This is a genomic window from Lentzea californiensis (assembly GCF_024648825.1).
GTDB classification, from domain to species: domain Bacteria; phylum Actinomycetota; class Actinomycetes; order Mycobacteriales; family Pseudonocardiaceae; genus Lentzea; species Lentzea californiensis.
The window spans coordinates 47,774-60,954 of sequence record NZ_JANBBE010000017.1 but is presented as its reverse complement, the minus strand read 5'-3'; the positions used below and the strand labels follow the sequence as shown (position 1 = coordinate 60,954).

Annotated in this window: 17 protein-coding genes; 9 read left to right on the top strand and 8 right to left on the bottom strand. The window is 71.0% G+C overall.

The features are described 5' to 3' along the window. Window positions 1–72: 72 nt before the first annotated feature. Both LX88_RS39305 and LX88_RS39300 read right to left on the bottom strand, forming a co-directional pair. Window positions 73–741 carry a phosphoribosylformylglycinamidine synthase subunit PurQ gene (locus LX88_RS39305; protein WP_258952831.1) on the bottom strand — a complete coding sequence of 223 codons (669 nt, stop codon included), beginning with the start codon at window positions 739–741 and terminating at the stop codon, window positions 73–75. Further along, window positions 738–3,521, bottom strand: a complete 2,784-nt coding sequence (locus LX88_RS39300; RefSeq protein ID WP_258952830.1) for an AIR synthase-related protein — start codon at window positions 3,519–3,521, stop codon at window positions 738–740. The genes LX88_RS39305 and LX88_RS39300 overlap by 4 nt, the downstream gene beginning before the upstream one ends. A gap of 203 nt (window positions 3,522–3,724) precedes the next feature. Here LX88_RS39300 and LX88_RS39295 point away from each other — a divergent pair, with 203 nt between their 5' ends. The 7 genes from LX88_RS39295 (at window position 3,725) to LX88_RS39265 (ending at window position 7,800) form a co-directional block, all read left to right on the top strand. Beyond that, window positions 3,725–4,273 carry a DUF6461 domain-containing protein gene (locus LX88_RS39295; protein WP_258952829.1) on the top strand — a complete coding sequence of 183 codons (549 nt, stop codon included), beginning with the start codon at window positions 3,725–3,727 and terminating at the stop codon, window positions 4,271–4,273. An 80-nt stretch (window positions 4,274–4,353) separates the two neighbouring features. Beyond that, window positions 4,354–5,190 (top strand): hypothetical protein, encoded by an 837-nt coding sequence (locus tag LX88_RS39290; protein ID WP_258952828.1) that lies wholly within the window; start codon window positions 4,354–4,356, stop codon window positions 5,188–5,190. After that, window positions 5,187–5,495 (top strand): transcriptional regulator, encoded by a 309-nt coding sequence (locus tag LX88_RS39285; protein ID WP_258952827.1) that lies wholly within the window; start codon window positions 5,187–5,189, stop codon window positions 5,493–5,495. The genes LX88_RS39290 and LX88_RS39285 overlap by 4 nt, the downstream gene beginning before the upstream one ends. Window positions 5,496–5,670: 175 nt before the next feature. Next, on the top strand, window positions 5,671–6,219 hold the full coding sequence (locus LX88_RS39280) for an ABC transporter ATP-binding protein (RefSeq protein ID WP_258952826.1): 549 nt from the start codon (window positions 5,671–5,673) through the stop codon (window positions 6,217–6,219). Beyond that, window positions 6,216–6,383 carry an ATP-binding cassette domain-containing protein gene (locus LX88_RS39275; RefSeq protein WP_258952825.1) on the top strand — a complete coding sequence of 56 codons (168 nt, stop codon included), beginning with the start codon at window positions 6,216–6,218 and terminating at the stop codon, window positions 6,381–6,383. The genes LX88_RS39280 and LX88_RS39275 overlap by 4 nt, the downstream gene beginning before the upstream one ends. After that, complete coding sequence (locus tag LX88_RS39270) at window positions 6,380–7,108, top strand: ABC transporter permease (RefSeq protein ID WP_258952824.1); 729 nt, start codon at window positions 6,380–6,382, stop codon at window positions 7,106–7,108. Before LX88_RS39275 ends, LX88_RS39270 begins: the two co-directional genes overlap by 4 nt. Beyond that, the gene (locus LX88_RS39265) at window positions 7,105–7,800 is read left to right on the top strand and encodes a hypothetical protein (protein WP_258952823.1); all 696 of its coding nucleotides are present in this window, start codon (window positions 7,105–7,107) and stop codon (window positions 7,798–7,800) included. Before LX88_RS39270 ends, LX88_RS39265 begins: the two co-directional genes overlap by 4 nt. A gap of 19 nt (window positions 7,801–7,819) precedes the next feature. Here the strand turns inward: LX88_RS39265 and LX88_RS39260 are convergent, their stop codons facing one another. From LX88_RS39260 to LX88_RS39250, 3 genes are all read right to left on the bottom strand, one after another. Then, window positions 7,820–8,500 carry a response regulator gene (locus LX88_RS39260; protein ID WP_258952822.1) on the bottom strand — a complete coding sequence of 227 codons (681 nt, stop codon included), beginning with the start codon at window positions 8,498–8,500 and terminating at the stop codon, window positions 7,820–7,822. Beyond that, a complete protein-coding gene (locus LX88_RS39255; RefSeq protein WP_258952821.1) occupies window positions 8,497–9,369 on the bottom strand; it encodes a sensor histidine kinase in 873 nt (290 codons plus the stop codon). Before LX88_RS39255 ends, LX88_RS39260 begins: the two co-directional genes overlap by 4 nt. 108 nt (window positions 9,370–9,477) lie before the next feature. Next, window positions 9,478–9,612: a hypothetical protein gene (locus LX88_RS39250; RefSeq protein WP_258952820.1), complete on the bottom strand. Its 135-nt coding sequence runs from the start codon at window positions 9,610–9,612 to the stop codon at window positions 9,478–9,480. Window positions 9,613–9,763: 151 nt separating this feature from the next. Here LX88_RS39250 and LX88_RS39245 point away from each other — a divergent pair, with 151 nt between their 5' ends. Continuing rightward, on the top strand, window positions 9,764–9,967 hold the full coding sequence (locus tag LX88_RS39245) for a cold-shock protein (RefSeq protein WP_030475722.1): 204 nt from the start codon (window positions 9,764–9,766) through the stop codon (window positions 9,965–9,967). 100 nt (window positions 9,968–10,067) lie between these two features. Here the strand turns inward: LX88_RS39245 and LX88_RS39240 are convergent, their stop codons facing one another. The 3 genes from LX88_RS39240 to LX88_RS39230 form a co-directional block, all read right to left on the bottom strand. Then, entirely contained in the window at window positions 10,068–11,048 is a 981-nt protein-coding gene (locus LX88_RS39240; RefSeq protein ID WP_258952819.1) for an ADP-ribosylglycohydrolase family protein, read from the bottom strand. Window positions 11,049–11,128: 80 nt separating this feature from the next. Next, the gene (locus LX88_RS39235; protein WP_258952818.1) at window positions 11,129–11,302 is read right to left on the bottom strand and encodes a CsbD family protein; all 174 of its coding nucleotides are present in this window, start codon (window positions 11,300–11,302) and stop codon (window positions 11,129–11,131) included. A 95-nt stretch (window positions 11,303–11,397) separates the two neighbouring features. Next, complete coding sequence (locus tag LX88_RS39230; RefSeq protein ID WP_258952817.1) at window positions 11,398–12,606, bottom strand: PP2C family protein-serine/threonine phosphatase; 1,209 nt, start codon at window positions 12,604–12,606, stop codon at window positions 11,398–11,400. A 165-nt stretch (window positions 12,607–12,771) separates the two neighbouring features. Between LX88_RS39230 and LX88_RS39225 the strand changes: the two genes are divergently transcribed. Continuing rightward, on the top strand, window positions 12,772–13,179 hold the full coding sequence (locus LX88_RS39225) for an ATP-binding protein (RefSeq protein WP_258952816.1): 408 nt from the start codon (window positions 12,772–12,774) through the stop codon (window positions 13,177–13,179). Window positions 13,180–13,181 lie beyond the last annotated feature (2 nt).

Sequence of the window (13,181 nt, the reverse complement as noted above, 5' to 3'; positions counted from 1 at the left end):
TGCCGTGGTGATCATGCCGCGGCCATGGCGCTGGCCCCCGCGCTCGCGGTAGGGCCAGCACCAGCCGCACTGCTAACGAACCGCGCGCACGCCGTTCTCGAAGAACGCCAGCCGGACCTCGCGGTCCATCGCGCGCTCCGGGTGGTCCATCAGCCCGAACGCCAGGCCGTCGGCGCTCGTGATGCCCGCGATGTCCTCGAACGACCCGTCGGGGTTGGAGTCCTTCTCGTACCGCAGTGCGACGCGGTACCCCTCGGTCTCGCTGCCCGGGTCGAACCGGCCCTCGCCGTGCGCGCACGGGAAGGACAGGGTCTGACCGCCCAGGCCGGCGAGCCACGGGCTGTCGTTGCCGGCGTCCACGACGTGCCGCTGGTTCTCCTCGTTGCGGAACGTCCCGGCGCTGTTGACCTTCAGGCCGACCTTGCCGAAGCAGCCTCCGCGCACCGCGATCTGGAAGCCGTTGCAGATGCCGATCAGCGGACGGGTGCGGCAGGCCTCGAACTGGTCGGCCAGGTGGCTGCGCAGCAACGCCGCGGCCACCGCGCCACCGCCGAGGTGATCGCCGAACGAGAACCCTCCGGGGATGCAGAGGATGTCGGCGTCGTCGAGCCGTTCGGTGCCCGCCAGCAGGTCGGCGGCGAACCGCATCCGCGGCTGCGCACCCACCTCGGCGAACGCTCGGACGGTCTCCTCCTGGCAGTTGGTGCCGGGCAGGTACAGGACGTTGACGGTCGGCTTCATGCGATCCTCGCCGTGAACGAGTTGAGCCAGCCGTCGCGCGCGGCCGGGGCGAACAGGTCGACGCCGTCGAGCACGATTCCGGTGCCTTCCAGCGTGCCTTCCAGGACACCGAGGACGACCGGGCTGAGCTCGGCGGGCAGGGCGGCGACGTCGTCGGGGGCGACCTCGACGACAGCGCCGACGCGGTGCTCGGCGAAGAGCGACTCGGTGGTCGCGGACTCCAGCTTCACACCGATGCCGCTGGCCAGCACGCCCTGGGCGAGCGTGGCCGCGACGCCACCGGCACCGATGCGGGCACCGCTGCGCAACAGGTTCCTGCTCGCGGTGAGCGCGTTCAGGTAGCTGTCCACATCGGACAGTGCCAGGTCGTCGAGCGCACCGGTCGGCAGGCTGAGCTTGCGGGCGGCGACCGTGCCGACCGGGGAGCCCGTGGCCAGGCCGACGCGGACCAGCACGTTGCCCGGCGTGGTCCACTGCTCGCGCAGCAGGGCGTCGGTGTGCGGCACCTTGCCCAGCGCGCTGAGGAACACCGCGGGCGGCACGCTGACGAGGCCCTCGTCGGTGTGCACGGAGCCCGCCGACGAGTCCTTGCCCGAGATCAGCGGCACGCCGAAGTGGCGCACCAGCACGGCGAGCTCGTCGACCATGCCGACCAGCCACTCGCGCCAGTGCGGCGACAGGTGCGGGGTGTAGAAGTTGTCGCACATGCAGACGTCCTTCACCGCGACACCGGCGAGCACCTGGCCCGCGAGCGCCGAGCAGAACATCTGGCGCGTGGCGGCGACCGGGTCGGCGTCGAACATCCACGGGTTGAACGCGGTGTTGAGCACCGCCGCGGCGGGCGAACCGGCGACCGGCGTGCCGGCCCAGTAGGCCGTGCGGACCGAGTGCTCGGTGCCGTAGTGCGGGCCGTACCAGGTGTTGCCCTGGACCGTGGAGTCGTACTGCGAGTCGGCGAAGTGCTGCGAGGCCACCTCCGCGTCGGCGACGACCTCCTCCAGCAGCCCGGCGAGCTGCGTGGGTGCGAGTTCGGGCCACTCGGGCACGTCCGCCGGACGCGGCGGCGGGCCGACCTCCTGGCGTTCGACCTCGATGTCGAGCAGGTCGTACGCCACGTCGAAGCCCAGTTCGCCCTGGTGGGCGGGCACGACGTCCGGAGCGCCCGCGATCAGGGCCTCCTCGGTCAGGTCCGGGGCGTGGAACACGTGGTAGCGACCCGTGTCCGCGAACCGGCCGATGACCGTCGAGCGCACCATGTGGCGGTCGAGGATCTTCTTCGCCCGCTCCTGGTGCTCCGGCGGCACGGCGAGCAGCATGCGCTCCTGCGACTCGGACAGCAGGATCCGCCACATCGGCAGCGCCGCGGTCTTCAACGGCACCAGCGCGGTGTTGATCCAGACACCGCACGCCTCGCCGATCTCGCCGACGGCGCTGTTCAGGCCCGCGCCACCGACGTCGGTGAGGGCGCTCATGCAGCCCGCTTCGCGCAGTTCGATCAGCGCCTTGCGGAACTTGACCTGCTCGAGCGGCGCGCCGATCTGCACGGCGGCCGTGTCCATCACGGCACCCGCGGAGCTCGCGGACGCGCCATGGATGCCCTCGTTGCCGGTCAGGCCACCGATCAGCACCACGAAGTCACCGGGCCGCGGGGTGCCGCGCTGCGCCGCCGACACGGGCAGCAGGCCGATGCTGCCGCCGAGCGCGAACGGCTTGGCGCGGTACGCGGGGTGGAACGTCATGCGCGACGACATCATCGGCACGCCGAACGTGTTGCCGTACTCCTTGATCGCCCGGATCGTCTCGCCGGCGAGACGGCGCGCGTCCGGCCGGCCCTTGATGGGCGCGGGTGCCTCGGGCTCACCGATCGCGGTGTACTCGAAGCTGCCGATCGGGTCGGCGCTCAGGCCGGTCCCCAGGATGTCGCGCAGCACGCCGCCGAGCTTGGTCAGCTGGCCGAAGTAGCCGGAGATCGCCGACGGCCCGTTGTGCGTCTCGGCCTTGATGGCGATCGCGTGGCCGTCGTAGAAGTCCCAGACGCCGGCGTTGTCGTGGAACATGCTGAGCACGTTCGGGTTGCCGACGTCCTTCGCGGCCTGCACGAGGCGGCCGAGCAGGCTGCCCAGCGACTTCCACGTGGTGTGCGCGCAGTGGTCGCTCCACCGGGCGTCGAGCGCCTCCAGCAGGACGTCCGTGACGAACTCGTCCCCGAGCGTGTTCTGCACGTGCTGCACGTGCTTCATCTGCGCGAGCGACAGGTTGCGCCCACCCGCCGTGCCGAGCTCGGTGAGTGCCGCGTCGTCGAGCCCGCGCAGGTCGTACTGCACGGCCGACTCATAGTGCCCCTGCGGCACGAGGGTGTCGTAGTGCGGTTCCTCGTCGTGCAGCTCTTCGATGGTCGCGTTGAACCGCGTGGAGACCACCAGGTCCCGCAGCCGCGGCGACGCCGACCGGTAGCTGGTGGCGACCTTGCCGGCCTTGGCCGCGACACCGAGCAACCCGCACACCGTGATGATCGAGTCGCTCTCGTTGTCGACCACACCGCGCTTGTAGGCGACCTGCACGGCACCCGCGGGGAGCGGCTGGTCCAGGGAGACCTCGACGTCGAGCTGGTCACCGAGCACGGCCGCCACCTCGGCGAGCGCGGCGGCATCGGGCGCACTCTCGAACTCGACGTAGTAGTCGCGCCACACCTCGAGGTCGTCGAGCTCCCACGATCGGCCGAGCTCACGGATGTCGGGCTCCGCTACCCCCGCGGAGCGAACCGAGAACTTGTGGATCAACAATCCTCCTGGAGCTGAACGGTCGGGGGCAATTGTCCCCGGTAGCGACCGCGCTCGTGGAAGCACCCAGGCAACCGGGCGAGGCCGCACTGCGACACATGCAGCACCCTAGGCGTTGAGCCCTCTCCGGCCCGAATCGGCGGAGGGCGACGCGCGTCACTCGGGCGCGCGGAAACTCCGCTCGGCACCGACCTGGGGACCACATGCAGCAGCACGACCTGTCGTGGGCGGACGCCGGCCACAGCGACCCCGCTTTCCTGGGCGAGATCTTCTCGCTCGCCTTCGTCCGTGAGGTCGACCCGCCTGAAGCGTTGCGCCGCGTCCGCGACCTGGAAGCGGTGTCGGCGTTCGCGCTGGACGAGTGGACGGTGCTGGTCCAGCCGAACAGCTTCTGGCTGGAAACGGTGGTGGACGCGCTGTCCCGAGGCACCGAGGCCTGCGCGGTCGTGCGGCACGACTTCGCCGCCCCCCGCTTCGCCCACGCCGTCGACGGCACCGTCACGACTTTCTTCAACCTCAACTACCCCGAGAGCCGTGGCGGCACCGACCCCGACGGTCTGCTCCCGCTGATCCGCGAGGCGGGATTCGACCTCGCTGCCGACGACGATGACGACGACGAGAGCTGGCGGCACCGGTACCAGGGGGCGGTGGCCCGCGGGATGCGGCTGGCCGGCCTGATCACCGGCGTCCTGCCCACCTACGAGCAGGTCAGCGCCTCCTCGCCCGGTACGGACGCCGCGTACCCGGCCTGACCGGCGGAGGCGCTGGTGCCGTTGACAAGGATGGTTTGCGATGCAAACCTAACTGCATCACAGGCAACTTTGGGGGCGAGATGACGAGTGATCCGGGCGAACTGCTCGACGAACTGGCCGGCCTGCGCAAGCGCGCCAGGGACGACCGGCACGGGTACTGGTTCCCGTTGCTGCTCATGGGGACCCTGTCCCTGCTCTCGCTGCCGCTCTCCCAGGCCGACCCGGACCCGGCCGACCACCTCGCCGACGGCGGGCCGGGCCCGTGGATCAGCCCGCTGGCGCACCTCCGGCTGAAGACGGAGGTCGTGCACCCGCTCGCGCTGTCGCTGTACTGGCTCGGCGCGCTGCTCGTGGCCGTGCTCGCCACGGTGTGGTGGTACCGCTGGCGCGCTCAGCGCGTCGGCGTGGAGACCCCGACCGGTTCGTACGTCCGGGTCGCGTTGCTCGGGCTGGTCGCCGTGCTGTTCGGGATTCCGCTGAGCACGAGCGTGATCCACAAGTACGCCCTGTTCTACCCCACGCCCCTCGTCGCCGCCGTCGTCATGGCGGTGCTGCTGGGGCTGGCGTTGCTCGCGTTCCGCGCCCGGCGGTGGCGGGCGCTGTTCGTCCCAGCCGGACTGCTGCTGGCGTCGATCGCCTTGTCACTGCTGCAGTCGCCCGATGTCGGCGTCGATCTCGGGATGGGCGGCGGCGCCCAGTTCATGGCGATCTCGGCCGGCCTGCTGACGCTGGCGTGGATCGAGCGCAGCGTGTGGTGCTCGGTGGTCGCGGTGGTGTTCACGGCCGGCGCGTTGATCGTCGACAATGCGTCCATGGACAACGACGCTCTGGGCGGCGCCACGGGCGTCCTGCTGCTCGCGACCGTGCTCGTGCTCGGCGGACTGGGCGCGCTCGCGGCAGGCCGGGCCTCGTCGTGACGGAGCACCCGACGGCGGCGCTGGACGACGTCGTCCACCAGCGGCACCGGCTCGGGATCCTCACCATCGCGGGCGAGGTGAAACGGGTGGAGTTCGCCTACCTGAAGTCCACCCTCAACCTCACCGCCGGCAACCTCTCCCGTCACATCGCGGTGCTGGAGGAGGCCGGCCTGCTGGAGGTCGAGAAGGGCTACGAGGGCAAGCGGCCCAAGACGTGGGTCAGCGTCACGGCCGCCGGACGCAAGGCGCTGGCCGCGGAGATGGCCGCCCTGCGCGCACTTCTCGACCGCCACGGCAAGGCCTGACCGGCTCGACTGCTGAGCCCCTGCCGACTTCGGCCGGGTGATCTCCGCCCCAGGTCTGACAGACCGCGGGCCGCACGGCCGCCGGCCAGGTTCGGTCCGGGGACCGACGCGGACGACCCCACCGGCGGAGTTGGCTGCGGGGGAACGCATTCGCGCCCGACGGGAAGAAGTCCTGATGCTCGAGTTCGACCGGCTGACCAAGCGACGGGGATCGGCGCTGATCCTCTCCGACGTCAGTTTCGAAGCGCGCCCTGGCCGGGTGACCGGGTTCCTCGGCCCGAACGGCGCCGGCAAGTCGTCGGCCCTGCGGATCCTGCTCGGGCTCGACCACCCGACCTCGGGCACCGCGCTCGTCGGCGGCCGGCCGTTCGCCGAGTTGCGCGATCCGCTGACCGAGGTCGGTGCCGTGCTCGACGGTTCGGGTGCGCACCGCTCCCGCACCGGCCGCGCGCACCTGAACTGGATCGCGGCGGCCGGCGGCATCCCGCGGCGCAGGATCGGCGAGGTGCTGGAGGCCGTCGGACTGGCCCAGGCGGCCCGCAAACGGGTCGGCGGCTACTCGCTCGGCATGGGCAGGCGGCTCGGCCTCGCCGCCGCGCTGCTAGGCGACCCGGAGGCGCTGGTGCTCGACGAGCCGGTCAACGGCCTCGACCCGGAGGGCATCCGCTGGATCAGGACGCTCCTGCGGGAACGCGCGGCGGCGGGCCGCACGGTCCTGCTGTGAGCCACCTCATGGGCGAGCTGTCCGAGACGGTCGACGACGTGGTGGTCATCGACCGCGGCCGGATCGTCGCGCAGGGCACGCTCGCCGAGGTCACCGGGCCGCGGCGGAGCCTGGAGGAGGCGTTCTTCGCGCTCACCACCGGGTCGCGGGAGAACGTGCGATGAGGGCCTGCCGCGGCGAGCTGAGCAAGCTCGCGTCGTTGCCGTCGGTGTGGGTTTCCTGCCTGGTGGGCGTGGCGGTCCCGGCGGTGGTCGCGTTCATCTCGGCGTCCACCGGTGACACGAAGGCGGGCGCCGACGCCGGTTTCCAGGAGCTCGCCTTCGGGGTCGTGGGCGCCGTCGTCCTCGGCGTCGTCGCGGCGAGCAGCGAGTACTCCACCGAGGGCGAAGCCTCCGGCGGCGGCCGGCAGATCACCACGAGCCTCACCGTCGTGCCGTCCAGGACCCGGTTCCTGCTGGCGAAGGTCGCGGCGGTGATCACGACGGCCACCGTGCTGGCGGTGGCCGCCGCGGCGATCACGCTGACGTTCGTGCAGGTGCTGCTCGGCGACCACGTCCAGGCGTCCGACGTCTCGCGCGTGCCCGGCGTCGTCGTCTACTGGGTGCTCACCGCGCTGCTCGCGTTCGGCATCACCTTGTTGACCCGCAACGGGATCGTGCCGCTCGCGGTGCTGATCCTGAACACCTCGGTCGTCACGGTCACGTTCCTGCTCACGAAGATCACGACGCTGGCGGTCTACTTCCCGGACATGGCGGGCCTGCGCATGTTCATCATCGAAATGGACCTGCCGGTGCACCTCTCCCCCGTCGCCGGTGGCGCGGTGATGGCGGCGTGGGTCGTCGTGCTGCTCGCCGCCGGTGTCGCGGTCTTTCGCCGGAGGGATGCATGAGGCGCTGGATCGGCGCCGAGACGGCCAAGTTGTGGAGCCTGCCTGCCTCGCACCTGACCGCGCTCGGCACGGTCGTGGCCTCCGCGGTCCTCGCGATCGCCTTCGGTGCGGCCGGCGGCACGGGTGTGCTGGACGTCGGCCTCGCGCCGGTCGCCTACGGCCAGGCGGGTTTCGTCGTCCTGGGCGTGGTCGCGGTGACGTCCGAGTACAGCGGCGGCCAGATCCGCACGACGCTCGCCGCGATGCCGCGCCGGATCACCCAGCACCTCGCGAAGCTGGTCTCGCTCGCGCTGTTCGCGGTCCCCGCCGCGGTGGTCACCGTGGTCGCGGGCGTCGTCGTGGCCGGCGTCGTGGTGGGAGACGAGGGTGTGCTGCCCCAGTTCGCCGAAGCACTGCGGGCCGTCAGCGGCGCAGCCGCCTACCTGACGCTCACCGCGTTGTTGTCCGCCGCGATCGCCACCGTCATCCGGCGCACCGTCCCAGTGGTGGCCGGGTTGCTCGTCCACTACTTCGTCATCGGCCCGCTGCTGCGCGACCGGGCGGGCTTCGCGGCGTACCTGCCGGACACCGCCGGACACAGCATGTGGCTCCACAACGGAACAGGCGCGCTCACCGGTTCGGCCGTCGTGATCGCCTGGGTCGTTCTCGCGGTGGCCGTGTCCACGACCACGTTCCGCCGCAGGGACGCCTGACACACCGGCCGCGCACGGCTCAGGACCGCGGCACGACCAGACCCAGGTCGTACGCCGAGATCACGAGCTGTGCGCGGTCGCGTGCGGACAGCTTGCTCAGCAGCCGGCCGACGTGCGACTTGACCGTCTTGACCGAGATCACCAGCGTGTCGGCGATCTCGGTGTTGGACAGGCCACGCCCCAGGTACGTCAGGACCTCGACCTCGCGCTGTGTCAGCCCGTTCGACCGCGGCGCGGCGTGCTGTCGTGGTGTGGCCAGGTAGTGCTCGACCAGGTGCGTCAGAACCGCTGGCGCGAAAAGGGATTCGCCCGCGTGCGTGCGCCGGACCGCGGCGATCAGCTCGTCCGGCTCGGTGTCCTTGAGCAGGAAGCCGCTCGCACCGGCCCGCAGCGCGCCGTGAACGTACTCGTCGAGCTCGAACATGGTCAGCACCAGCACCTTCGTGCCGGCGAGCTCCGGCGTGACGGTGATCTCGCGGGTGGTGACGATGCCGTCCTGGCCGGGCATCCGGATGTCCATCAGCACGACGTCGGGACGCAGCTCCCGCGCCTTGGCCAGCGCCTGCACACCGTCCTCTGCCTGACCGACGACCTCCAGGTCGGGCGAGTCGTCGATGATGATGGCCAGGCTGTGCCGCAACAACTTCTGGTCGTCGGCGAGCAGCACGCGGATCGGTGCCGCGCCCGGTGCGGTGGTCATCGGCGCCCCCCGTCGGGCAGGCGGGCGGTAAGGTGGAAACCGCTTCCCTCCGGCACCGCGGTGAGCTCTCCGCCCAGCGCGCCGACCCGCTCCCGCAACCCGGCCAGCCCGTGCCCGGCACCGCGCGCGGGTCGCCAGTGCCCGGCAGGCCCGTCGTCCCGCACGCTCACCACGACCACGTCCCCTTCGCACCACAGTCTGATCCTGACGTCCGACGGACCGGCGTAGCGCGCGGCGTTGGCCAGCGCCTCCCGCACGACGGCGCACGCGGTCGCCTGCACCCCGGGGGAGACGGTACCGAGCCCGGTGATCTCCAGGCTCGGCCGCAGGCCGGTGGCGCGGGCGGCGTCGACGACGGCCGGGACGTCCGCCAGGCTCTGCACGGGCCGCAGCGGAGCGTCGCGTTCGTGGCCGTCGCGCAGCAGGGTGAGCATGCGCCTCAGTTCGGCGACGGCGTCCCGGCCCGCGTGCTCGATGTCGGCGAGCGCCTGGTCGCGTTCGGCCTCCCGCCCGTCGCCGCACACGCGCCGTGCGGCGGTGGCTCGGACGATGATGAGACCGAGGCCGTGGGACACGATGTCGTGCAGCTCTCTGGCGATCCTGAGCCGCTCGTGGTGCGTCGCGTGTTCCGCGGCCCACGAGGTGAGGCGCGCCTCGTACTCGATCCGTTGCCGCCGGGCGCGGATCACCGTCCAGGCGGCCGTGGCGACGGCCAGCGCGACGATGACCAGCGGGGCGACGACCGAACCGGGCCCGTCCTGGCCGACCGCCAGCAACGCGAAGATCAGCACGACCAGCACGGCGCCGAAGACGAACCACGTGCGCGACCGCCGCACCGGGCGGGCCGCGGGGCGTTCTGGCCGGGTCATCGCCGCGACGCTACCCGGATCTTCACACGGGTTCCGGCAATCCGATTCATGCACAATGGACAGTCCGCAACCGGCTCACAGCAGCCACCAGAAAGTGACGCTCGTCACTTATTCGACGCCGCCGCGCCGGCCGGCCGACACGGCAATCCGCGCGATGACCAGCCAACTCTCACCGACTGCCGCACGCGCCGCCACGGCTAGGTTCGAAGACTTCGGACGTGTCGATGCGACGACGAAGGTCATCCGGTGTACGGTACTCATATCAGTCATGGTCCCGAAGTACCGTTCGCCCGTGATCGCAGGTCACGGGCGTTTTGCTGTTCAACGGCCTCGGTCATGACTGATGACCCGGCCCCGCACAGTGCGGGCGCCAAATTCATGCTTGGAGTGCACCATGGCCACCGGAACCGTCAAGTGGTTTAACGCTGAAAAGGGCTTCGGCTTCATCGAGCAGGACGGTGGCGGCGCCGACGTCTTCGCCCACTACTCGAACATTGCCGCTCAGGGCTTCCGTGAGCTCCAGGAAGGCCAGAAGGTCTCCTTCGACATCACGCAGGGCCAGAAGGGCCCGCAGGCGGAGAACATCGTCCCCGCCTAGTCCCTTCTGCCGCGAGCGGCACGCAGGACTGCCGAAGCCCGGCCGGATGATCCATCCGGCCGGGCTTTGTTATGTCCGGGACGTCCCGCGGCGCCTCAGGTCAGCTCGTGAGCGCGGTCAGCTGGTCCGCGTATTCGATGCGTGCGACCCAATCCGCCGGCCAGGCGTCCAGACCGTGTGCGGCACCGGCGAACGCTCCGCCCAGCGCGGCGATCGAATCGGAGTCGCCACTGGTCCGAGCGCCCCGCACCAGGCACCGCACCGGGTCGTCGGCGTGCCGGATCGCGCAGTGCAGACCGCTCGCCAGCGCCTCCTCGGCGATCCAGCCCTCTCCGGTGGTGAGGCACACGTCCAGGCCGTCGTCAGGCCGGGCGAGAACCGCCACCAGCCGCTCGAGCACCCCGGCGCACTCGTCCCAGCCTCGGGCGATGAAGTCGGCGGGTGTGGTCGCCCCCGGCACCTGCCAGAGCGTTCCCAGCCACTCCTCCAGGTAGACGGAGCGCCGTTCCTCGCACCGGGCCAGCAGCGCGGCGGGCACGTCGGCCAGGTCTGCGCCGTCGACCAGCAGCCGCGTCGCGTAGGCGGTGAGCTCGGACGCGGCCAGCGCCGTGGGATGACCGTGGGTCATCGCGGCCTGCAGCTGCGACACCCCGGCGAGCACGTCGAGGTCGAGGCCGGGCACCAGACCCACCGGGGTCACGCGCATGTTCGCGCCACATCCCTTGGATCCCGCGATGGTCGCTTCCACCCACGGCAACCCCTCCGCCAGGCCGCCACACGCGCGCAGACACGTCATCCCGGGCGCGCGGTCGTTCTCCGGGCTGTGCGCCCAGGCCACGAACCGCTCCCGCAGCCGCGGTTCGAGCGTCTCAGCGCTGTACCGGTCGACATCGTGCAACGCCCACGCGACCGCGAGCGCCATCTGCGTGTCATCGGTGACCAGTGCGGGATCGCCCACCAGATCATCCGGCCCGGCAGGACCGAACCGCCGGTCGATCTCCGCAACGGTCAGGAACTCCGTCGGCTTGCCGAGCGCGTCCCCGAAAGCCAACCCGTACAACGATCCCGCGATTCGGTCCACGGCCCGACCCTAACCGAGCCGAAAACCCAGGAGGGGTGCGTGCATCAGCTGATGCACGCACCCCTCCTGGGTCACGCAGGTCACTTCTTGAAGACGTCCTTGACCTTCTCGGCCGCCTCCTTGAGGTGGCCCTTCGACTGGTCGGTCTGGCCCTCGGCCTGCAGGCCCGGGTCGTCGGTCGCGTCTCCGACGCCTTCCTTGACCTTGCCCTTGAGCTGGTCGGCCTTGGCGTCGAACTTGTCGTCGGTGCCCATGTCGTCCTTCCCCGACACCTGAGTCTCAGGTGCGACATCCACCCTGGGATGCCCGTACGACCGAACCTCAACCCTGAATCGCTGTCAGCGGCGTCTCACTCGCTGGAGCGGATCGCCACCAGGGCGATGTCGTCGGTCGCCGGTTTGTCGCCCACCATCGTGGCCATGACCTGACCGCACAACGCCTCGGGACTCATCGGGGCGACGGCCTGCCGCAGCAGTTCCAGACCGGCGTCGAGGTCCTGTCCCCGGCGTTCGACGAGACCGTCGGTGTAGAGGACGACCACGGTCCCCCGCGGCAGCTCGACGTCGAGGCTGCGGCGGCCGGTGATGCCGAGGTCGAACCCGATGGGCGGATCGACGTGGACGCCGGCGAACCGGGCCTCCTCCCCCGGCACCGCGAGGACCGGGGGCAGGTGCCCTGCGACGGCGAGGCTCATGCGGTGGGCCGCGGTGTCGATGACCGCGTAGGCGACGGTGGCCATGGTGTCGTGTTCGAAGTGGCTGGCCTTGCGGTCCAGCTTGCGCAGCACCTCGGCGGGATCCGGGTACTCCAGCGCGTAGGCGCGCAGTGCACTCCTCAACCGTCCCATCACGACAGCGGCGCGCAGCCCGTTGCCGGCGACGTCGCCGATCACCACGCCCATGCGCCCGCCGGGAAGTTCGAACACGTCGTACCAGTCCCCGCCGACACCGCTTTCCGCGCCGGGGACGTAGCGGGCCGCGAGCTCCCAGCCCTCCGTGCTCGGCAGCCGTGCGGGCAGCAGGCTTTCCTGCAGCATCGCCGCCGCGGCGCGTTCAGAGCGCGTGCGGTCCACGTAGACCGCCACCGCGAGGCGGTCGGCTACGAGCTGCAGCGCCTCGATCTCCTCGTCGGTGAACCGGCGTGCCGTCGCGCTGCCCACGTGGACGACTCCGGTGAGCTCGCCTTCCGCGATCATCGGCACACCGAGCAGCACGCGCAGGCCGTGCTCCCACAGCAGCGGGTTCACCACCGTGGACTCGTCGACGTGCTCGATCTGCAGCGGTTCCCGGAACTGCGCCACGCGGCCCGCGAACCCCTTGCCGACCGGCACGCGCACTCCCTGGAAGACCTCCTCCTCCAGACCCGACGTCGCCCTCGCCACCAGCTGCGTGCCGCCGCGGTCCACCAGCAGGACGGTGACGGTGTCGACCTCGAACAGCTCACGAGTGCGTTCCAGCAGGTTTCCGAGGAGTTTGTCCAGGTCGAACTCCTTGAGCGCCCCGTCCGTGACGGCGTCGAGGACACGCAGGCGGATCGACGAACCGCTGCTCTCAGCCATTTCACTCCGCTCACCGCGTACGGACGACAACAGGTCGTGCGGTCCCAGCTTCGCATGATCGGGCCGGCCGGTTCGCGACCGCGCCGAGCGGGCACCCCTGGACTGCAGACGCAAGGCAGACCTCAGGCGGGACCGCACGGCGGTACGGCGCGAAAGGAGAGCGGTGTGAGGAAGGGCAAGCCCTCTTCTGATGCGGGACATGTTTACGAGCTGGACCGCGACGTGGCCGACATCGGCAGGGTGCGCCGGTGGGCCGAGGCCTCCCTGTCAGGCCTGCACCAGGACGAGCTCGTCGACGTGCTGCTGGTCGTCACGGAACTCGTGTCGAACGTCTACGACCACGCGCGCTTCCCGGCACGCGTCCGGCTGCGGAAGTCGGGCGAGCCGTGCGTCGTCACGGTCACGGTCGAGGACGCGTCCCCGGCGACGCCTGTGCTGCGACCGTTCTCACCCGACTCGGTGCGCAGCCGCGGCCTGCTGATCGTGAACCAGCTGACCAAGCAGTGGGGCGTGGTCCAGCGCGCGGTCGGCAAGTCCGTGTGGGCCCTGATCCCCTGCCCGCTGACGGCGTGACC

Coding starts and splice junctions, on each gene's coding strand:
- LX88_RS39305 (WP_258952831.1), bottom strand. CDS start 741: ATGAAGCCGACCGTCAACGTCCTGTACCTGCCCGGCACCAACTGCCAG.
- LX88_RS39295 (WP_258952829.1), top strand. CDS start 3,725: ATGCAGCAGCACGACCTGTCGTGGGCGGACGCCGGCCACAGCGACCCC.
- LX88_RS39290 (WP_258952828.1), top strand. CDS start 4,354: ATGACGAGTGATCCGGGCGAACTGCTCGACGAACTGGCCGGCCTGCGC.
- LX88_RS39280 (WP_258952826.1), top strand. CDS start 5,671: ATGCTCGAGTTCGACCGGCTGACCAAGCGACGGGGATCGGCGCTGATC.
- LX88_RS39270 (WP_258952824.1), top strand. CDS start 6,380: ATGAGGGCCTGCCGCGGCGAGCTGAGCAAGCTCGCGTCGTTGCCGTCG.
- LX88_RS39265 (WP_258952823.1), top strand. CDS start 7,105: ATGAGGCGCTGGATCGGCGCCGAGACGGCCAAGTTGTGGAGCCTGCCT.
- LX88_RS39260 (WP_258952822.1), bottom strand. CDS start 8,500: ATGACCACCGCACCGGGCGCGGCACCGATCCGCGTGCTGCTCGCCGAC.
- LX88_RS39255 (WP_258952821.1), bottom strand. CDS start 9,369: ATGACCCGGCCAGAACGCCCCGCGGCCCGCCCGGTGCGGCGGTCGCGC.
- LX88_RS39250 (WP_258952820.1), bottom strand. CDS start 9,612: ATGACCTTCGTCGTCGCATCGACACGTCCGAAGTCTTCGAACCTAGCC.
- LX88_RS39245 (WP_030475722.1), top strand. CDS start 9,764: ATGGCCACCGGAACCGTCAAGTGGTTTAACGCTGAAAAGGGCTTCGGC.
- LX88_RS39235 (WP_258952818.1), bottom strand. CDS start 11,302: ATGGGCACCGACGACAAGTTCGACGCCAAGGCCGACCAGCTCAAGGGC.
- LX88_RS39230 (WP_258952817.1), bottom strand. CDS start 12,606: ATGGCTGAGAGCAGCGGTTCGTCGATCCGCCTGCGTGTCCTCGACGCC.